Annotated in this window: 14 protein-coding genes and 4 tRNA genes; 13 read left to right on the top strand and 5 right to left on the bottom strand. The window is 60.3% G+C overall.

Translation table 11 applies throughout. From position 1 onward, the window contains the following. Positions 1-14 precede the first annotated feature (14 nt). The gene (gene ssb / locus YQ44_RS27725) at positions 15-524 is read right to left on the bottom strand and encodes a single-stranded DNA-binding protein (RefSeq protein WP_034781209.1); all 510 of its coding nucleotides are present in this window, start codon (positions 522-524) and stop codon (positions 15-17) included. Between the two features lie 380 nt (positions 525-904). On the opposite strand from ssb, the gene uvrA reads away from it, so the two are divergent. Then, positions 905-3754, top strand: coding sequence for an excinuclease ABC subunit UvrA (uvrA, locus tag YQ44_RS27720; protein WP_071326109.1), 2850 nt, complete (start codon positions 905-907; stop codon positions 3752-3754). Positions 3755-4047: 293 nt separating this feature from the next. On the opposite strand, the gene YQ44_RS27715 is transcribed toward uvrA, so the two are convergent. Next, positions 4048-5919, bottom strand: coding sequence for a phosphoenolpyruvate carboxykinase (GTP) (locus YQ44_RS27715; protein ID WP_071326108.1), 1872 nt, complete (start codon positions 5917-5919; stop codon positions 4048-4050). A 365-nt stretch (positions 5920-6284) separates the two neighbouring features. Here YQ44_RS27715 and YQ44_RS27710 point away from each other — a divergent pair, with 365 nt between their 5' ends. Further along, a complete protein-coding gene (locus YQ44_RS27710; protein ID WP_071326107.1) occupies positions 6285-7298 on the top strand; it encodes a D-2-hydroxyacid dehydrogenase family protein in 1014 nt (337 codons plus the stop codon). On the opposite strand, the gene YQ44_RS27705 is transcribed toward YQ44_RS27710, so the two are convergent. Then, positions 7286-8059: an L-asparaginase gene (locus tag YQ44_RS27705; RefSeq protein WP_071326795.1), complete on the bottom strand. Its 774-nt coding sequence runs from the start codon at positions 8057-8059 to the stop codon at positions 7286-7288. The genes YQ44_RS27710 and YQ44_RS27705 overlap by 13 nt on opposite strands. A 178-nt stretch (positions 8060-8237) precedes the next feature. Here YQ44_RS27705 and YQ44_RS27700 point away from each other — a divergent pair, with 178 nt between their 5' ends. The 3 genes from YQ44_RS27700 (at position 8238) to YQ44_RS27690 (ending at position 12813) form a co-directional block, all read left to right on the top strand. Beyond that, positions 8238-8723 (top strand): asparaginase domain-containing protein, encoded by a 486-nt coding sequence (locus tag YQ44_RS27700; protein ID WP_034781194.1) that lies wholly within the window; start codon positions 8238-8240, stop codon positions 8721-8723. Positions 8724-8924: 201 nt separating this feature from the next. Beyond that, entirely contained in the window at positions 8925-9602 is a 678-nt protein-coding gene (locus YQ44_RS29640; RefSeq protein ID WP_071326106.1) for an FxDxF family PEP-CTERM protein, read from the top strand. 475 nt (positions 9603-10077) lie between these two features. Next, positions 10078-12813 carry a TonB-dependent receptor gene (locus tag YQ44_RS27690; protein ID WP_071326105.1) on the top strand — a complete coding sequence of 912 codons (2736 nt, stop codon included), beginning with the start codon at positions 10078-10080 and terminating at the stop codon, positions 12811-12813. A gap of 148 nt (positions 12814-12961) precedes the next feature. On the opposite strand, the gene YQ44_RS27685 is transcribed toward YQ44_RS27690, so the two are convergent. Next, a complete protein-coding gene (locus tag YQ44_RS27685) occupies positions 12962-13858 on the bottom strand; it encodes a recombination-associated protein RdgC (RefSeq protein ID WP_034754435.1) in 897 nt (298 codons plus the stop codon). 129 nt (positions 13859-13987) lie between these two features. Then, positions 13988-15106 carry a DNA polymerase IV gene (gene dinB, locus YQ44_RS27680; protein WP_071326104.1) on the bottom strand — a complete coding sequence of 373 codons (1119 nt, stop codon included), beginning with the start codon at positions 15104-15106 and terminating at the stop codon, positions 13988-13990. 230 nt (positions 15107-15336) lie between these two features. Here dinB and YQ44_RS27675 point away from each other — a divergent pair, with 230 nt between their 5' ends. The 8 genes from YQ44_RS27675 to YQ44_RS27645 all read left to right on the top strand — a co-directional run bounded on the left by YQ44_RS27675 (position 15337) and on the right by YQ44_RS27645 (position 19227). Continuing rightward, positions 15337-17520, top strand: a complete 2184-nt coding sequence (locus YQ44_RS27675; RefSeq protein WP_083412075.1) for a S9 family peptidase — start codon at positions 15337-15339, stop codon at positions 17518-17520. A gap of 110 nt (positions 17521-17630) precedes the next feature. Beyond that, positions 17631-17706: transfer RNA gene (locus YQ44_RS27670), tRNA-Val, on the top strand. Positions 17707-17760: 54 nt separating this feature from the next. Further along, positions 17761-17837 (top strand) — tRNA-Asp (locus tag YQ44_RS27665). 217 nt (positions 17838-18054) lie between these two features. After that, positions 18055-18130, top strand: a tRNA-Val gene (locus tag YQ44_RS27660). A 56-nt stretch (positions 18131-18186) separates the two neighbouring features. After that, positions 18187-18263: transfer RNA gene (locus YQ44_RS27655), tRNA-Asp, on the top strand. A gap of 132 nt (positions 18264-18395) precedes the next feature. Continuing rightward, positions 18396-18542 carry a hypothetical protein gene (locus YQ44_RS29235; protein ID WP_156894991.1) on the top strand — a complete coding sequence of 49 codons (147 nt, stop codon included), beginning with the start codon at positions 18396-18398 and terminating at the stop codon, positions 18540-18542. Positions 18543-18558: 16 nt separating this feature from the next. After that, positions 18559-18756, top strand: coding sequence for a hypothetical protein (locus YQ44_RS27650; protein ID WP_071326102.1), 198 nt, complete (start codon positions 18559-18561; stop codon positions 18754-18756). A 129-nt stretch (positions 18757-18885) separates the two neighbouring features. Then, a complete protein-coding gene (locus YQ44_RS27645) occupies positions 18886-19227 on the top strand; it encodes a CzcE family metal-binding protein (RefSeq protein ID WP_083412074.1) in 342 nt (113 codons plus the stop codon). Positions 19228-19252: the final 25 nt, after the last annotated feature.

Here is a 19252-nt window from a genome sequence, read left to right as displayed (position 1 = left end):
TCAGAACGGCGGATTTAAAATGGAATATCGTCATCCATGTCCGAGAAGTTCGGTGCTGGCTTCGGTGCCGGGCGTGGCGCCGGTGCCGGAGCTGGACGTGGGGCTGGCGCCTGGCGCGGGGCCGGGGCTTCGTAGCCGCCGCCACCGCCGTAGCTGTCATCGCCACCGCCGGCGTCGCCGCCCATGCCGGAACGACCGCCCAGCATTTGCATCTGTTCCGCGATGATGTCGGTTGCGTACTTCTCGACGCCGTCCTTGTCCGTGTATTTACGGGTTTGCAAGCGACCTTCGACGTAGACGGACGAACCTTTTTTCAGGTATTGGCCGACGATTTCCGCCAGGCGGCCGAAGAACGAAATACGGTGCCACTCTGTCAATTCTTTTTGTTCGCCCGTGTTGCGGTCCTTCGATTTGTACGAAGTGGCCACGGCGATGTTGGCGATCGCGTCGCCGCTAGGCATGTAGCGGATTTCCGGGTCACGGCCCAGATTGCCGACGATGATGACTTTGTTGACTGATGCCATGAATAACTCCTGATGAACTGCGGCGGGAGCCGGAACTCGCGCGCGTTAGATTTTTTGCTAAACGAGGATTATAAGCGACTAGCCCGCGCAAAGCACACGCTTTATAAGCGCCGCCACGAGCTTGCGGCGGCACGTTTTTTTCACGGCAGGTGAAAACAAGAAACTTGAATACTGGTATTATATACAGTGTTTAAACGTCTGCACGCATCTGTATCAATCTTTCCCGGGGCACGCTGGCCTGGCGGCGCAATCCGCCCGCAGCCGCCACAGGCATGCAGATCAAAACCCGGCTATAGTAACAGGTTGACCCGTTGTGGCTCCTCATCTGGCAGCTCCCGCAATGCGCCGGCCGCACCACTCACTGAAAGCAAGGCAATCACATGGAACAGATCCGCATTCGCGGTGCTCGCACGCATAACCTCAAGAATATCAATCTCGATTTGCCGCGCAACAAGCTGATCGTGATTACCGGCTTGTCCGGCTCCGGCAAATCGTCGCTGGCCTTCGATACGCTGTACGCGGAAGGCCAGCGCCGCTATGTCGAATCGCTGTCGGCCTACGCGCGCCAATTCCTGCAACTGATGGAAAAGCCCGATGTCGACCTGATCGAAGGGCTATCTCCCGCCATCTCTATCGAACAGAAGGCAACTTCGCACAACCCGCGCTCGACCGTCGGCACCGTGACGGAAATCCACGACTACCTGCGCCTGTTGTATGCGCGCGTGGGCACGCCATACTGCCCCGACCATCCGGAAAACGCGCTGGCCGCGCAATCCGTGTCGCAAATGGTCGACGCCGTGCTGGCCATGCCGGAAGACACCAAGCTGATGATCCTGGCGCCCGTCGTCGCCAACCGCAAGGGCGAACACGTGGACCTGTTCGAGCAGATGCAGGCACAGGGCTTCGTGCGCTTTCGCGTGCAAAGCGGCACGCATGCGGCAAAAATCTATGAAGTCGATGACCTCCCGAAATTAAAGAAAACGGAAAAACACACGATCGACGTCGTCATCGACCGCGTCAAGGTGAACCAGGACATCAAGCAGCGCCTGGCGGAAAGTTTCGAGACGGCACTGCGCCTGGCCGACGGCCGCGCCGTCGCCTACGAAATGGATACGGCCAAGGAACATGTGTACTCCAACAAGTTCGCCTGCAATGTGTGCGGCTATTCCCTGCAGGAACTGGAACCGCGTCTATTCTCATTCAACAACCCCATGGGCGCCTGTCCCGAATGCGACGGCCTCGGACACATTGAATTCTTTGACCCGAAACGCATCGTCGCGTTCCCGAATCTGTCGCTGGCCTCGGGCGCCGTCAAGGGCTGGGACCGCCGCAACCAGTTTTACTTCCAGATGCTGTCGAACCTGGCCGCCTATTACGAGTTCGACCTCGACATGCCGTTCGAACAGCTGGACTTGAATTCACAGCAGGCCGTGCTGTACGGTTCCGGCAAGCAAGTGATCCCGTTCAGCTATGTGAATGAACGGGGCCGCACCGTCATCAAGGAACACACGTTCGAAGGCGTGGTCAACAATCTGCAGCGCCGCTACCGCGAAACGGATTCGATGGCCGTGAAGGAAGAACTGGCCAAGTTCATCAATGAAAAATGCTGCCCGTCATGCGATGGCGCGCGCCTGCGCGTGGAAGCGCGCTTCGTCAAGGTGGGCACCGGCAAGCAGCAGCGCGCCATTTATGAAGTGGCGGCCAAACCGCTGCGCGAGACGCTGGAATTCTTTGAAAAGCTGAAATTGACGGGCGCGAAGAAAGAGATCGCCGACCGCGTGGTGAAAGAAATCATTTCGCGCCTGAAATTCCTCAACAATGTGGGCCTCGACTACCTGTCGCTGGACCGCAGCGCCGACACGCTGTCCGGCGGCGAAGCACAACGCATCCGCCTGGCCTCGCAAATCGGCTCCGGTTTGACCGGCGTCATGTATGTGCTCGATGAACCGTCGATCGGCTTGCATCAGCGCGATAATGACCGCCTGATCGAAACCCTGAAACACTTGCGCGACATCGGCAACAGTGTGCTGGTGGTCGAGCATGACGAAGACGCCATCCGCACGGCCGACTACATCGTCGACATGGGCATCGGCGCCGGTGTGCACGGCGGCGAAATCATCGCCGAAGGCACCTTGCAAGACATTTTGAAGAACAAGAAGTCGCTGACGGCGCAGTACCTGAACGGCAAGCTGAAAATCGCCGTGCCGGCCAAGCGCCACGCCAGCAATCCGGAAAAGCAATTGGTGATCACGGGCGCCACCGGCAACAATCTGAAAAAGGTGTCGCTGAGCTTGCCGGTAGGCTTGATGACGTGCGTCACGGGCGTGTCCGGCTCGGGCAAATCGTCGCTCGTCAACGATACCCTGTACCCGGCCCTGTCGCGCCATCTGTATGGTTCGCAGACGGAACCGGCGCCGCACGAATCGATCAGCGGCCTGGAACACTTCGACAAGGTCATCTCCGTCGACCAGGCGCCGATCGGCCGCACGCCGCGCTCGAATCCGGCCACGTACACGGGCTTGTTTACACCGATCCGCGACCTGTTCTCCACCGTGCCAACGGCCAAGGAACGCGGCTACAGCGCCGGGCGCTTCTCGTTCAACGTGAAGGGCGGACGCTGCGAAGCGTGCCAGGGCGATGGCGTGATCAAGGTCGAGATGCACTTCTTACCCGACGTCTACGTGCCGTGCGACGTCTGCCACGGCAAGCGCTACAACCGCGAAACCCTGGAAGTCCAATACAAGGGCAAGAACATCACGGAAGTGCTGGGCATGACGGTGGAAGAGGCGCATGAATTCTTCAAGCCCGTACCGTTGATCGCGCGCAAGCTGCAAACCCTGCTCGACGTGGGCCTCGGCTACATCAAGCTGGGCCAGAGCGCCACCACGCTGTCGGGCGGCGAGGCGCAGCGCGTGAAACTGTCGCTGGAACTGTCCAAGCGCGACACGGGCCGCACCCTGTACATCCTCGATGAACCGACGACGGGCTTGCACTTCCACGATATCGACTTGCTGCTGAAAGTCATCCACCGCCTGCGCGACCAGGGCAACACCCTCGTCATCATCGAACACAACCTGGACGTCATCAAGACTGCCGACTGGATCGTCGACCTGGGTCCGGAAGGCGGCGCCGGCGGCGGGCAAATCATCGCCACGGGGACGCCGGAAGACGTGTCGCTGAACCCGGCCAGCGTGACGGGTAAATACCTGGGGCCGCTGCTGCAGCAGTAAGTGCCGGTTTGCCGGCGTGCTGGAAATGGAGGGCCGTCTGCACGAAACGACGCTGCTGCCGCCATCCTTTCCGGCAGCAAAACCTGGCCGGTGCCCGAAAATGAACGATGACGCCAAGCTGCGCTATTTCGTGCCGGCCATGTCTCGCTGAACCGACAAGCCACAAAAAAAACGGCGCGGATTGCTCATGCAATCCGCGCCGTTTCTCTTTTTGCTAGCACGCCAGTCATTGCCAGCGTGTCATTTATAGCACGCCAGTCTATGCCGGCGTGTTTCTCCCCCACTATTAAACCTTATGCACTCAGCCGCTTTTCCAGCGCAGCCTTGTGATCTGCCAATTCTTGCGGCAGATGATACGCGAGTTTTTCAAACAACTCCGTATGCAATTTCAATTCTTCCACCCACGCGGCCTTGTCGATCGAAGTGATGGTGTCGAACTGTTCTTGCGTGAATGGCAAGCCATCCCAGTTCAGGTCGCCATACTGCGGCGTCGTGCCGAACAGGTTTTCCACGCCGCCTGCCTTGCCTTCGATGCGCTCCAGCATCCACTTCAGCACGCGCATATTGTCGCCGAAGCCAGGCCAGACGAACTTGCCCGCCTCGTCCGTACGGAACCAGTTGACGCAATAGACCTTCGGCAGGGCGGCCGGGTTGACCTTACCCACCTTGACGCCCATGTCCAGCCAGTGCTGGAAGTAATCGCTCATGTTATAGCCGATAAACGGCAACATGGCAAATGGATCGCGGCGCACGACACCCATCTGGCCGACGGCAGCGGCCGTCGTTTCCGAGCCCATGGTGGCGGCCATGTAGACGCCTTCGACCCAGTTGCGCGCTTCCGTCACCAGCGGCACGGTGGTCGAACGGCGGCCACCGAAGATGAAGGCCGAGATCGGCACGCCGGCCGGGTCGTCCCAGGCCGCGTCGATGACCGGGTTTTGCGTTGCCGCAACAGTGAAGCGGGCATTCGGATGCGCGGCCTTGGTGCCGGAGGCCGGCGTCCAGTCCTTGCCCTGCCAGTCGATCAGGTGGCTTGGTGCTTCCTTGGTCAAGCCTTCCCACCACACGTCGCCATCGTCCGTCAGCGCCACGTTGGTGAAGATCGTGTTGTCGCGCATGGACGCCATGCAGTTGTAATTGGTTTTTTCGTTGGTGCCCGGCGCCACGCCGAAGTAGCCGGCTTCCGGGTTGATCGCGTACAGGCGGCCATCGGCGCCCGGCTTGATCCAGGCGATATCGTCGCCGATGGTGGTTACTTTCCAGCCGTTAAAACTTGCCGGCGGAATCAGCATGGCGAAGTTGGTCTTGCCGCAAGCCGACGGGAAGGCAGCCGCCACGTAATGCTTCTTGCCTTCCGGCGACTCCACGCCGAGGATCAGCATGTGTTCTGCCAGCCAGCCCGGGTTGCTGTCGGACGCTTGCGCTTCCTGGTAGCCCATGTTCGAGGCGATGCGCAGGGCGAAGCATTTCTTGCCCAGCAAGGCGTTGCCGCCGTAGCCGGAACCGAAGGACCAGATTTCGCGCGTTTCCGGGAAATGCACGATGTACTTGGTGCTGTTGCACGGCCATTTCACGTCTGCCTGGCCGGCGGCCAGCGGCGCGCCCACGCTGTGCACGCAGGGCACGAACTCGCCATCGGTACCCAGCACGTCATACACGGCACGGCCCATGCGGGTCATGATCTTCATGTTGACGGCCACGTAAGGCGAGTCGGACAGTTCCACGCCGATGTGCGCGATCGGCGAGCCCAGCGGACCCATCGAGAAAGGCACGACGTACATGGTGCGGCCGCGCATGCAGCCGTCGAACAGGCCGTTCAGAGTGTGGCGCATCTCGCCAGGCTCGGTCCAGTTGTTCGTCGGGCCGGCCGCTTCTTTCGTTGCCGAGCAGATATAGGTACGGTCTTCGACGCGGGCCACGTCGCTCGGGTCGGAGCAGGCCAGGTAGGAATTCGGGCGTTTTTCCGCGTTGAGTTTTTTCATGGTGCCGCTGGCAACCATCTCGGCGCACAGGCGCTCGTACTCTTCCTGCGAGCCATCGCACCAGTAGATGCGCTCGGGCTTGGTCAGCGCGGCAATGTCGGCTACCCAGTTGATCAGTTTCTGTTGTTTAATATAAGCTGGGACGTTGAGTGCGGCGACGCCACCCATGACGGGCTGATTCATATTACCTCCAATACCAATAAAAGAAATTCTGGTCGTTCCGGCAAGACAGGCAGCATCGTTGAGAGGTGGCTGCGGCTCACTGCGGGCGGCAAGGTCACGCCGGCAGGGCTCTGGTGTCGTGTCAGCCGCGGCGTTCGCGCCGGCGGCATTTATCTGGAGCATGCTCCAGACTTGCTGGAACATTGTGCGCTCCATTTGCACTTCGTTCATCAGGAAGCGTCAAAAGTGCCGGCGATTGTACACCCGCAAAACAGCTATTCTCGCAAAAATGTAGGAGAATAGCTTGACTAATGTAGTAGGCTATTCAGCATTTCCCGTATCCTGTTATTTCCCTACCAAATCCTCACTAAAATCGGCCATCCACCATGAAAATTGCCATACTCGATGATTATCAGGATGCCGTGCGCAGCCTCGATTGTTTCAAATTGCTTGATGGACACGAGGTCAAAGTGTTCAGCAATACGGCGCGGGGCCTGGGCCAGCTGGCCATCCGCCTGGCGCCGTTCGATGCGCTGGTGCTGATCCGCGAACGCAGCAGTTTCAACCGGGCATTGCTGTCGAAACTGCCGAACCTGAAACTGATTTCACAGACGGGCAAGGTCAGCGGGCACATCGACGTGCCGGCCGCCACGGAACTGGGCATCGCCATCGCGGAAGGCATCGGCTCGCCCACGGCGCCGGCCGAGCTGACGTGGGCCCTGATCATGGCGGCGCAGCGCAAGATCGTGCCCTACGCACAGCATTTGCAGGAAGGACTGTGGCAGACGGCGTCGCTGGAACCGGCGCGCAACACCTTGGGCACGGTACTGAAGGGGCGCACCCTGGCGATCTGGGGCTACGGCAAGATCGGCCAGCTGATCGCCGGCTATGGCCGCGCCTTCGGCATGACCATCCTCGTCTGGGGCAGCGAAGCGAGCCGCGCGGCAGCCGTGGCGGCAGGCGACACGGCCGCCCCATCGCGCGAGGCCTTCTTCGAACAGGCCGACGTGCTGACCCTGCATTTGCGCCTGTCCGACGCCACGCGGGGCCTGGTGACGGCAGAGGACCTGGCGCGCATGAAGCCGAGCAGCCTGTTCGTCAACACGAGCCGCGCCGAACTGGTGGCGGAAGGGGCGCTGGAAGCGGCGCTGCCGCGGGGATGCCCGGGCGCGGCTGCGCTGGACGTGTTCACGGACGAACCCTTGCCGCCCGGCTCGCCGCTGTTGCTGCTGCCAAATGTGCTGGCCACGCCACACCTCGGCTATGTCGAGCGCGACAGCTATGAGCTGTATTTCCGCTACGCCTTGCAAAACATCGTCGATTTTGCGCAGGGTCAATGTACGCGCCTGCTCAATCCCGCGGCGCTGACGCATGCGCGGCAAGCCCCTCAGGAGCGCTGAAATCCCTTCAGCAGGTCCGGCGTGCCCGTCAGGCTGATGGCGGGCGCGGGCAGCACATGGCGGCCGCGCCACAAGCCGGCCCAGCCGGGTGGCCAGGCGATCGCCGGCCCCGCATACGGCGCCACGCCGGCGCGCACGGCAACCACCGGCACGGGCGGCATGTCCTGCAGCGGTGCGCCATCGGCCCGCTGCATGTCCAGGCTATACATATAGTCCGGCAGCAAGGCGTCGCAGACGCGGGCAAACCACTCGCTGTGGTCGTCGTCGCGGCCCAGCGCCTGCGCCAGCCCCTGCGGGTCGAAGCGCGCCAGCGCGTCGATCAGTTCGCCCGTGGAGGCGCCGGGCGAATCGCCCCAGCCCATCACGGGATTGACGTTGTAGTCGGCGCCCGAGCCATACCAGCCTTCGCGCCATGGCCGCTGCATCCAGTCGCGCGGCCCCGTAAACAAATGCCAGCGCCAGTGCAGGCCCGACGGTTTCGGCCAGGAATACAGGTACAGTTTTTGATAGCCGGCCTGGTGCAGTTCGCGCACCATGGCCATCAGGCGCGCGTGCGGCATGCGGTCGGGCGGCGCGCGGCGAAACAGGATGGGTTCGCCATCGGCGAACTGCACGTCGTCGGTCGACAGGTTCAGGTCCAGGGTGCGCGCTTCGCTGCCGAATCGCGCGGCGATCCAGCCCGTCAGCAGATTGACGGACGTGATCACGCCATAACCGCGGTGGCGGTGAAAAATGACGGTGCCGGGTGCGAGCGCTTTCATACGGGAGTCGGGCCCTTGGGCGAACAAAGAAACAAGTGTACTCACAGATGGCCGAATTTTCCAGACGCGGCGCAAGGCTATCGCCATCAGCGCTACCCGCATCGAACCGGTCATTGACGCAATCGTGGCAATCCACGATATCATGCGCGTCATTCTCCACTGACATCGTGACCACATCATGACTTTGCGCATACTCGCCACCGGCGGCACTTTCGACAAACACTACAACGAATTGAACGGCACCCTGGGCTTTTCCGACAGTCATTTGCCGGCAGCGATCGCCCGCGCGCGCATGACGGCGCCCGTGGCGCTGGAACAATTGCCGCTGCTCGACTCGCTCGACATGCAGGATGCGGATCGCCAGCGCGTGCTGGCCTCATGCCGCGCGGCACAGGAAAAAGCCATCGTCATCATCCACGGCACCGATACCATGCGCGAAACGGCGCAGGTACTGGGCGCGGCGAATCTGCAGCAGACGGTGATCCTGACGGGCGCCATGATTCCGTACGAGATCGACAATTCCGACGCCTTGTTCAACCTGGGCTTTGCCTGCGGCGTGGCGCAAACCTTGCCAGCCGGCGTGTACGTGGCCATGAATGGCCAGATCTTCGCCTGGGACAATGTGCAGAAGAACCGCGCCGCCGGCGTGTTCCAGCCGCTGTAATGCCATTGCGCTGCGACAACGTCGCAGCGCAACAACAAAAATCTGCTGCAACATTTCCAGAAAAATAAAGAATTTGCCCATTAATTCCCATACGGAAATAAAGAAAGTAAAAAAACAATATATTTGTTCATAATTGCAATTTTTTCCTGGGGTTCAATGCTATATTCAGGTCATCGACTAACCCTTTCTGGGAAACCCATCATGACCAAGCGCAAATCGGCTGCACAACTGTTCCAACTGGGCGCCATGGCCGCCGCGTTTGCGCTGAGCGGCGCCGCCCACGCAACGACGAACCTGACGAATGAATACACCGTGACGGCATCGGCCACGGCCGCAGGCGCGAACACGTGGACCTTCGATTACAGCGTCTTGAACAATAACCAGGGCATCGGCGGCCAGACGGGCCTGGACGGCTTCACGATTTTCGTGCCCGTTTCCGCCACGCTGGTCAGCTCCACCGCCCCCGCGCCCTTGAATGGCGCGCCCGGCTTCTGGTCGCAAGGCACCAGCGCCCAGCTCGACCTGGGCGGCGACGGCTCGCAAAACCTCGTGGCGCCCTCGGGCTATGCCGCCTATACCTGGTGGGGCCAATACACGCAATCCGTGTACACGCCAGGCTCGACCGCCAACTTCAGCATTACCTTGAGCAATGTTGCCGTCGGCGCCAACACCGTCGGCATCAGCACCTATTTCGGCTATGGCGCCGCGACCGCACAATCTGCCAGCAACCAGTATGGCAATTACTCTACCTTTACCGGTACTTTCGCTTCACCGGTGGCCGCAGTGCCTGAACCGGAAACATACGCCATGCTGCTGGCCGGCCTCGGCCTGGTCGGCTTCATGGCGCGCCGCAGAAAGACAGGCAAGCAAGCCGCCTGACTTCCACTCTGCAGCACCTCGACAAGCCCGCTTTCAGCGGGCTTTTTTTACATTTTTTTACTTTGCATAAATTCCGTAATGCAACAGTTTTCATCGAATTATTGTTGGCGAAACATCGAATTGCCAATACATTAATTTAATGTTGTAAAAAAACGCCATTATTCATTTTTTAAAACAGTGATATTTTGAAATATAAAACTGCGATTTAACAAATAAATTGAATATTCTTCAGTATCGGCGATTTCTTGCCAAATCCGACACGGTTGATATGCATTTTTCCTTGCTGAGAAGACATAATGTTTGTCTCGACAAGTCAAAAGTGCATTTATAACAATATTGCGCTAAGTAGTCTTCCACCTCCTTCCGATGTGGTTCCGCCTACCGTACACGCCGCCGCAGGCCATCTATCCGATGGCTTTATCGGTGCTCGTGTGCCGCTTGTCGTTATTAAAACTACTACGGAGTAATTGTTACAATGGCATTTAAAGAAAAAATTGGCGTGCGCAGCGTACGCCTGGCCCTGACCGTACTGGCAGGCAGCATGTTGTTCTCCGGCCAATCCATGGCGGACGAAGCAATTCAAAAAGTCGAAATTACCGGCTCGAGCATCAAGCGTATCGCCGTCGAAGGCGCATTGCCTGTGCAACGCCTGTCGCAAGAAGCCATCGCCAAATCGGGCGCTACATCGGTAGCCGACCTGATCCAGGCTCTGCCAGCCATGCAAGGTTTCACCATCGGCGCAGTCGCCGCTGGTTCCGACTCGGGCGGTAACACCAGTGCATCGCTGCACGGTATCGGCGAGTCCTATACCCTGGTACTGCTGAACGGCCGCCGCATCGCGCCACAAGGTTCGGGCACCACGGTCAACTTGAATGCCATTCCGATGAGCGCCGTTGAGCGCGTCGAGATCCTGACCGACGGCGCTTCGGCACTGTACGGCTCGGACGCCATCGCCGGCGTACTGAACTTCATCCTGAAGAAAAACCAGCAAGGCGCCACCCTGGAAGCCACCTACGGCGGTCCGGAAGACAAGGGCGGCAACGCCTGGAATACCAGCGTCACCTACGGTTTCGGCGACCTGGACGAAGACCGCTTCAACGTGCTGCTGTCGTACCGCCATGACGAGCAATCGAAACTGCGCGCCACCGACCGCAAGTTCGCCGCCAGCTCCTTCGTGCCATTCAGCCGCAACGGCAAGAACTACATCTGGGATCGCACCAGCACCTCGGCTTCGCCGGCCGGCGCCACCGTTGCCTACAACAGCGGCGCTCCGTCGACCGCATTTTCGCCGTACCTGGCGCAACATAACGGTACCGCCTGCCCTGACGGCTTCGAGATCACCACCGCCAATCCACGCGCTTGTGGCTTCGACACCGGTTCCACCGTGGAAATCGTGCCGCAATCGAAACGCGACAGCCTGTTCTCCAAAGCAACGTACAAGCTGAACGACAACCTGAACGCGTTCGCCGAACTGGCCTACTCGCGCTACGACCTGACGGCGCGTATCGCCGCCAATCCTATCCCGATTTCGATCGCCAAGGACAGCGCGCTGTACAACACCTATGTGTCGCCATACCTGACGCCAGCGCAACGCGCCGACGTCAAATCCGTGACGGCCAACTACCGCAGCACCGACTTCGGCCTGCGCGCCAGCAACACCATCACCGAAACCAAGCACGTCGTGCTGGGCGTTGAAGGCGAACTGGGCGCGTGGAACTTCGAAAGCGGCCTGACCTGGTCGCAAAACTCGATCGACGAGCGCTACACGGGCGGTTACCAGAAAAACCAGGCGTTCAAGGATATCCTGGCCAATCCGGAATTCAACCCGTTTGCAGCGACGCAAAAGCCATCCGTGCAAGCGCAAGTCGCAGGCGCGCAATTCGTCGGTTCGGTGCGCACCGCATCGACCACGATGCGCGGCCTCGACACGCACGGTTCGCGTGAACTGTTCGACCTGCCAGGCGGCAAAGCCAGCCTGGGTATCGGTGGCGACTACCGCACCTATACCTATGAGCAATCGCCAGGCAGCAATGCCACCGGCGACGACATCTACAGCTTCAACACGAAGGCTGCCTACGACATGAGCCGCGACACCTACGGCGCGTTCGTCGAGTTGCTGGCTCCGCTGACCAAGTCGTTCGAAATGACCGTTGGCGGCCGTCACGATGCTGTCAAGGCGATCGATGACAAGCTGAACCACAAAACTGTCGGCAAGAAAGACAGCGCCAATACCTACAAGGTATCGGCACGCTGGCAGCCGGTACAGACCGTGCTGATCCGCGGTTCCTACGGCACGGGCTTCAAGGCGCCAAGCATGCTGGAAATCGCCCAGCCGCTGGTCAACGCCGGCTTTACCGCCAAGAAATTTGACTGCCCATACCCAGGTTCGCCACTGTGCCGCGCGGAAGCAACGCAATACAACGCGGTATCGCAAGGCAATCCAGACCTGCAATCGGAAAAATCGAAGCAGTTCACCCTGGGCTTCCGTGTCGAGCCTAGCGCGGCCTTCTCGTTCGGCGCCGACCTGTGGGATGTGAAACTGCGCAATGCCGTCTCGGAAGTCTCCGAAGAGCAGGCATTTGCCGATCCGATCAAGTACGCGTCGAGCTTTGGCGAATACATCGAACCATCGACCGGCATCAAGTACTACGCATTCAAGAAACTGTCGGTCAACATCGGCAAGAAGGAATACCGTGGTATCGACTGGGATCTGTCGGCCAACCACAAGTTCTCCTTCGGTAAGCTGACGGCTCAGCTGAGCGGTACGCACATGTTGCACGCCAACTACACCAAGGCCGGTAGCGACAATATCTACACCAGCAACATGAACTTCTTCGGCGACACCAACGAAGTCACGTTCCGCAACCTGATGAAGCTGACGACGACCCTGGACACTGGCCGTCTGAGCAACACGGTCACCGTCAACTACCGTAACGGCTACACCGATGCTCCTGCGACCGTGTACAACCAGGAAACCAAGAAGGAAGAGAAAAACTTCCGCCTGCAAGTACCGTCGTACACGACGTTCGACTGGCAAGCGCGTTTCGCCTTTGACAAGCAAACCACGATCCGCGCAGGCATCAAAAACCTGTTCGACCGTGCACCACCGCTGTCGCTGCGCGCTTCGTCGGGCCACCAGATCGGTTTCGACCCACGCTACGCCGATCCAATGATGCGTTCGTTCTACATCACCGGCAACTACAAGTTCTAATTTGACGTTGTAAATTAGCTTGTCTGAAAAGCGCCTTGCACTTCACCGTGCAAGGCGCTTTTTTTATGCCGCAACATCGTCACAGGTGAAACTGCGCAGGCGAAAAAAAAGGAGCGTGAGCTCCTTTTCCGTACCGGCATGACGGCGTTTACGCGGTCGCTTCGCCGCCCAATGCCTCGACCACGTCGGCCATCAGCTTGCTCAGCTCGCCCGTCATCAGCATCACGTCGCCGTCGAAACGCTCTTCGTCGTTCTTCGTGCTCGATTCCGTTTCCTTGATCACGTCCAGCGGCTTGACGCTCTTGATGGCCAGCGACTCCGTCAGCACGAACGAGATCTTGTCGTTCCACGTCATGGCCAGGCGCGTGCACTGCTTGCCGGCCGCGATGTGGCGGCGCACGTCGTCCGCTTCCAGCGTGTGGCGCACATAGCGCACGGTGGCCTTGCTCTCGCCCGTGGCGCGCAATTCCGTATCCATGTCGACCGTGAAGCCGGCAGGCGCATCGTCGGCCTGCAGCCATTCCGTCATCACCGCCACCGGCGAGCGCTGCACGCGCAGGCTTTCCAGCGGCAGCTTGTCGACGGCTTTCAGCAGCAGCTTGATGACTTCATCGGCTTTTGCCGGGCTGGCGGCATCGACCACCAGCCAGCCATTGACGGGATCGATCCACGTCCAGACATTGCTGCGGATGCTGAAGGCGCGCGGCAGCAGTTCGTCGGCGACGCGCTCTTTCAATTCCTTCATGGCTTTCTTGCCCGGCGCAAAGCCTTGCGCTTCTTCCATTTCAGCGGCGCGGGCCTTGGCGACCTGGTTGATGACGGTGGCTGGCAGCAATTTCTTTTCCGTGCCCAGCAGGATCAGCATCTGCTTGTTGACCACGTGCACCAAACCGCCATTCGGGCGTGGCGTATCCCAGCCCTGGCGCATCAGATCCATGCTGGTCGCCGGCGTAAATTTGTTCGAGGACAGCGCCTCTTCCAGTTGTTCTGGCGTATAAGCCCATGGTGCGGGCAGGCGGTAAATCTGAAGATTCTTGAACCACATAGTTTTTGTCTTCCGTTTGTTTCAGTAGTGCCAGGGGAACGCCATTCTACACTTTCGACACGCTCATGCCGTCAAAGGCGCGGACTGGCGCGATGCTTGTACAACAGGATTGGTGGCCGCGCGATGCCGCTACAGGGCGGGAAACAGCTCGGCCTGGGCCGGCACCTGCCGCGTGACCAGGGCAGGATCGGACAGGGTCGAGATGCGCACGCCCAGCAGGCGGATTTTTTTCTCGAACGGCACGCGCCGCAAACAATCGCGGCTGGCACGCAGGATGGCGGCGGCATCCGCCGTGGCGCTGGGCAAGGTGACATCGCGCGTCACCGTGCTGAAATCCTCGAAGCGCAGCTTGATGCCCACCGTGCGCCCCGCCAGCGACTGCTTGTCGAGGTCGCCCGCCACGCGCGTGCACAGGCTTTCCAGCTTTTCCGACAGGGTGGCGCGGTCGCGCACCACCTGCAAGTCGCGCTCGAACGTCGTTTCGCGGCTGACGGACTTGGTTTCCCGGCTCGTCTGCACGGGGCGCTCGTCGATGCCCAGCGCCGCCTGCCGCAGCCAGCTGGTGTACACGTCGCCAAACTGCGTGCGCAGCATGGCCAGGTCGGCTTGCGCCAGCTGGCCGATGCTGACGATGCCCAGCGCTTCCAGCTTGGCCGTGGCCTTCGGCCCGATGCCGTTGATTTTTTTCGCCGGCAGCGGCCACACGCGCGTTGCCACATCCTCGGGCGACAGGATGGTCAGGCCATCAGGTTTTTCCAGGTCGGAACAGATTTTCGCCAGCAATTTGTTCGGCGCCAGGCCGATCGAGCACGACAGGCCCGTCGCCTCGGACACGGCCGCCTTCAGGCGCGCGGCCATGGCCGGCGCCTGCCCGCCATATTCCGTCAGGTCGACATAGATTTCATCGATGCCCACGTTCTGGATGATGGGGCACAGGTGGGCCACGGCCTGCTTGAAGCGGGCCGAGTACTCGCGGTACGCCTCGAAGTCGGCCGGCAGCAGGATGCTGTCCGGCGCCAGCTTGGCCGCCTTCATGATGCCCATGGCGGAAAACACGCCGAACGCGCGCGCCGCATACGTCGACGTGGTGACGACGCCGCGCCCCACGTAATCGCGCATGCGCGCAAACTGCCGCGTGCCATCTTCCTGCAGCACGGGCTGCTGCAAGCGGCCACCGCCGATGACGACGGCTTCGCCGCGCAATTCCGGATATTTCAGCAATTCAACGGACGCAAAGAAGGCATCCATGTCCAGGTGGGCAATCCAGCGGCGCGGCGCGGGTGACTCAGGAAATGTAGGGGCAGATAGGGTCAAGGGCACCTCGCGGCGGGATGCTGTTAAATACTGTTGTTATATACAGTATCGCTGGAAATGCCCGTGGATGCAAGCGCCGGCGCAGCATTGACTGAAATCATGATTGGCTTTTCTATTTAGCAAGAATAGAATCGCTGCACAACAACGAAACCTAGGGAGTTGCCTTGTCCACAGTACCTTACGCCTTACGCCGCCTGGCCGCCTGCTCATCCATCATGCCGGCCCTGCTGCTGTCCACGCTTTCGCCATCCGCGACAGCCGCCGACGCCGCCACCACCGTCGCCACGGCCACCGCACCCGTCGCAGCCCCCGTTGCCGCCAAGACAACATGGCAGGAAACACGCCACGGCACGGTCGTCACGGACGACTACCGCTGGCTGCAAAAGAAGAGCGATCCAGCCGTGATCGACTACCTGAATGCGGAAAACGCCTATACGGCGGCCGTCACGGCACCGATACAGCCGCTGGCCGACAAGGTGTATGCCGAAATCAAGGGCCGCATGCAGGAAGTGGACCTGTCCGTGCCTGCACGCCAGGGCAATTTCTACTATTACACGCGCGTGGAAGCGGGCAAGCAGTACCCTATCCATTGCCGCCGCCCTGTCGGCAAGGGCGGCGCCTATGATGCGCAAGCGCCTGAGGAAGTCCTGCTGGACCAGAATCAATTGGCCGAAGGCCAAAAATTCTTTGCCGTGCGCGCGTTTTCCATCAGCCCGAATGAACAGCTGCTGGCCTACACCACCGACACGACGGGTTTCCGCCAGTACGAATTGCACGTCAAGGATTTGAAGACGGGCAAGTTGCTTACCGACAGCATGCCACGCGTAACGTCGCTGGCCTGGGCGTCGGACAACGCCACCCTGATGCTGGCCCAGGAAGACGCCACCACCAAGCGTTCGGACCGCGTATTCCGCCTGGCCCTGGGCGGCACGCCGCAGCAGGTCTACCACGAGCCGGTGGAACAGTTCGCCATCAACGTGGGCCGCACGCACGACAAGCAATTCTTTGTGCTCACCTCGGGCAGCACGGATACGACGGAAGTGCTGCTGTTGCCAACCAACAAGCCGGAAGGCAGCTTCCAGCCCGTGCTGAAGCGCGAGAAGGGCCACCGCTACGTCGTCGAGCACCGCGACGGCCAGCTGTATATTCTGACCAACAAGGAGGCGAAGAATTTCCGCATCGTCAGCGCGCCGCTGTCGGATCCGCAGGCCCGGCACTGGAAGACGCTGGTGCCGCACAACAAGGATGCCGTGATCCAGTCCATCGACGTCTTCCAGGGCTACCTGGTGGTGATGGAAAAAGCGCGCGCCCTGAACCGCGCGCGCATCCATGATTTTGCGCAGAAGAACTGGAAAACCGTGCAGTTCGACGATGCCGTCTACCTGGCCAGCGCGGCCGGCACGCCGGAATTTTCCGCCACGCAATTTCGCATGTCCTACCAGTCACCCGTCACGCCGCCCACCGTCATCGACGTGAACATGCAAGATGGCAAGCGCACGGTGCTAAAGCAGCAGGAAATCGTCGGCGGCTTTGACGGCAGCCGCTACACCACGCAGCGCCTGTGGGTGAAGGCGCGCGATGGCGTGCAAGTGCCGCTGTGGATCGTCTACAAGAAGGGCGTCAAGCTCGACGGTTCCGCGCCGCTGCTGCTGTACTCGTATGGTTCCTACGGCATCTCGACGGAAGCCAGCTTTGCCATCAGCCGCATCAGCCTGCTGGAACGGGGCGTCATCTATGCGCAAGCGCATATCCGTGGCGGCACCGACATGGGCGAAGCCTGGCATGAGGACGGCATGCTGATGAAGAAGAAAAACACCTTCAATGACTTCATCGACAGCGCCGACTACCTGGTGCGCGAAAAATGGACGAGCCCGAACCGCCTGATCATCCAGGGCGGCAGCGCCGGTGGTCTGCTGATGGGCGCCGTCGTCAACATGCGTCCCGAACTGTTCCACGCCGTGCACGCGGCCGTGCCCTTCGTCGACGTGATGAACACCATGATGGACGCCAGCCTGCCGCTGACCACGGGCGAATACCTGGAGTGGGGCGACCCGAACCAGAAGGCGGCCTATGACTACATGCTCAGCTACTCGCCTTACGACAACATTGCACGTAAGAATTATCCCGCCATGCTGGTGACGACGGGCCTCAACGACAGCCAGGTCATGTACTGGGAACCGGCCAAATACGTGGCCAAGCTGCGCGCGTACAAAACGGACGGCAATCCCCTGCTGCTGAAAACGAATATGGGCGCCGGCCACGGCGGTGCCTCGGGCCGCTATAACGCCATCGCCGAAAACGCTTTTAATATGGCGTGGATGCTGTCGCAATGGGGCATCGACAGCTAAAACGGTAAAAAGTTGGAAAAAGCGCTTGCAGAAGGATTTTGCCCGTCCTATAATAGCGCCTCTTCCAGACGTGGTGACAAACGTCGGGATGGTTTTCTGAGACAAGCAACGGGTGCTTAGCTCAGTTGGTAGAGCGGCGCCCTTACAAGGCGTAGGTCGGGAGTTCGAGCCTCTCAGCACCCACCAAATCAGAAAACTGTCCAGTGCTTCATGGATCAGCAACACAGATCATACGAGCTTGGAGTGGTAGTTCAGTTGGTTAGAATACCGGCCTGTCACGTCGGGGGTCGCGGGTTCGAGTCCCGTCCGCTCCGCCAATAAAAGAAAAGCCCTTTGGTTCCTGGAACCGAAGGGCTTTTCCCATTTCCGCGCCAGAAAATGCGCCCCGCCTTCTCCTCCCCGGCATTTTTGCGCTTTTTCGCAAAAAAACCGCTTTTATCCCTCAAGAATAGTTGCACAAGCGGGAAGGCGCCCCCTATAATAGTGCCTCTTCCAGACGTGGTGACAAACGTCGGGATAGTTTTCTGGGTATGCGGGTGCTTAGCTCAGTTGGTAGAGCGGCGCCCTTACAAGGCGTAGGTCGGGAGTTCGAGCCTCTCAGCACCCACCACCAAACAGAAAATTATCCAGTGCTTCATGGATCAGCAACACAGATCATACGAGCTTGGAGTGGTAGTTCAGTTGGTTAGAATACCGGCCTGTCACGTCGGGGGTCGCGGGTTCGAGTCCCGTCCGCTCCGCCAATAAAAGAAAAGCCCTTTGGTTCCTGGAACCGAAGGGCTTTTCCCATTGTGGGGCCAGAAATACATCAGCGCTCTTGCCGACTCTGCCGCTCCTGCCTTGCTGCACCTGCCCCGCCATCTTCCCCCCCTACCTTGCGCCTGCGCCTGGCCCATCATGCGCTGCTGCAATTTGTCCCCAGCCTGGCCAGTTCCATGGAAATCCTCGTCTTCCTGGCCGCGCCCGTCTTGCTGGGCCTGCTCAGCGTCATCGCCCTGCCCGGTTTTCTTGCCTTGCCTTGAGCGCCACCGGAGGCGAATGATGGCATGGACTGCCTCGTCCCCCGTCCTGCAAGTCGAGCATCTCGATTTTCATTTCCCCACGCGCAGCGTGTTCCAGGGCTGCCGCCAGCCATTCGGCGCCGGCGTCACCTGGCTGCGCGGCGCGCATGGGGCCGGCAAGACCACCTTGCCGAAGCTGGCGGGCGGCGCCCTGCTGCCTGCGCGCGAAATATAGTCAGGAAATACAGCTTTGCAGATGGGGCCGCTACAGCTTACGATGCCGTGTTGCAAAAACCGGCGATCCCGGCGCAGCCACGACAACAAACGGCGGCTTACCAGCCCGCCATGACTATTCTTGGAGAACATGATGTTGAACACCCACCGCAGCGCCTTGGCCATCCTGTGCGCCGCCCTTGCCACGTCCGCCATCGCCGCCGGCCCGACGGGCACGGCCGCCGACTATGGCAGCGCCGCCCCGCATGCCGCTGCCCAGCGCACCATCACCCTGCAGGACGATACCCGCCACGTCAATGTCACGCGCGGCGAGACCGTCACCATCGTCCGCGCCGGCCAGCGCTTTACGTGGCATGTGCAAACCTTCAACCATCAAACCAGATTCGCCCTGGCCGCCATCGCTCCCGCGGACATGCCCGTCGACGGCGTCTTGGTGTATGTCGCCGGCAACCCGCTGTACGCGGGCAGCTGAATTTCTTGCACGTAAAAAAACCGGA

Source organism: Janthinobacterium sp. 1_2014MBL_MicDiv, assembly GCF_001865675.1.
Classification (GTDB): Bacteria; Pseudomonadota; Gammaproteobacteria; order Burkholderiales; family Burkholderiaceae_D; genus Janthinobacterium.
This window is presented reverse-complemented; position numbering and strand designations above follow the sequence as displayed.

Excerpts from the sequence above, each read along its gene's own strand:
- ssb (WP_034781209.1), bottom strand. The coding sequence starts at position 524 with ATGGCATCAGTCAACAAAGTCATCATCGTCGGCAATCTGGGCCGTGAC.
- uvrA (WP_071326109.1), top strand. The coding sequence starts at position 905 with ATGGAACAGATCCGCATTCGCGGTGCTCGCACGCATAACCTCAAGAAT.
- YQ44_RS27715 (WP_071326108.1), bottom strand. The coding sequence starts at position 5,919 with ATGAATCAGCCCGTCATGGGTGGCGTCGCCGCACTCAACGTCCCAGCT.
- YQ44_RS27710 (WP_071326107.1), top strand. The coding sequence starts at position 6,285 with ATGAAAATTGCCATACTCGATGATTATCAGGATGCCGTGCGCAGCCTC.
- YQ44_RS27705 (WP_071326795.1), bottom strand. The coding sequence starts at position 8,059 with ATGAAAGCGCTCGCACCCGGCACCGTCATTTTTCACCGCCACCGCGGT.
- YQ44_RS27700 (WP_034781194.1), top strand. The coding sequence starts at position 8,238 with ATGACTTTGCGCATACTCGCCACCGGCGGCACTTTCGACAAACACTAC.
- YQ44_RS29640 (WP_071326106.1), top strand. The coding sequence starts at position 8,925 with ATGACCAAGCGCAAATCGGCTGCACAACTGTTCCAACTGGGCGCCATG.
- YQ44_RS27690 (WP_071326105.1), top strand. The coding sequence starts at position 10,078 with ATGGCATTTAAAGAAAAAATTGGCGTGCGCAGCGTACGCCTGGCCCTG.
- YQ44_RS27685 (WP_034754435.1), bottom strand. The coding sequence starts at position 13,858 with ATGTGGTTCAAGAATCTTCAGATTTACCGCCTGCCCGCACCATGGGCT.
- dinB (WP_071326104.1), bottom strand. The coding sequence starts at position 15,106 with ATGGATGCCTTCTTTGCGTCCGTTGAATTGCTGAAATATCCGGAATTG.
- YQ44_RS27650 (WP_071326102.1), top strand. The coding sequence starts at position 18,559 with ATGATGGCATGGACTGCCTCGTCCCCCGTCCTGCAAGTCGAGCATCTC.
- YQ44_RS27645 (WP_083412074.1), top strand. The coding sequence starts at position 18,886 with ATGATGTTGAACACCCACCGCAGCGCCTTGGCCATCCTGTGCGCCGCC.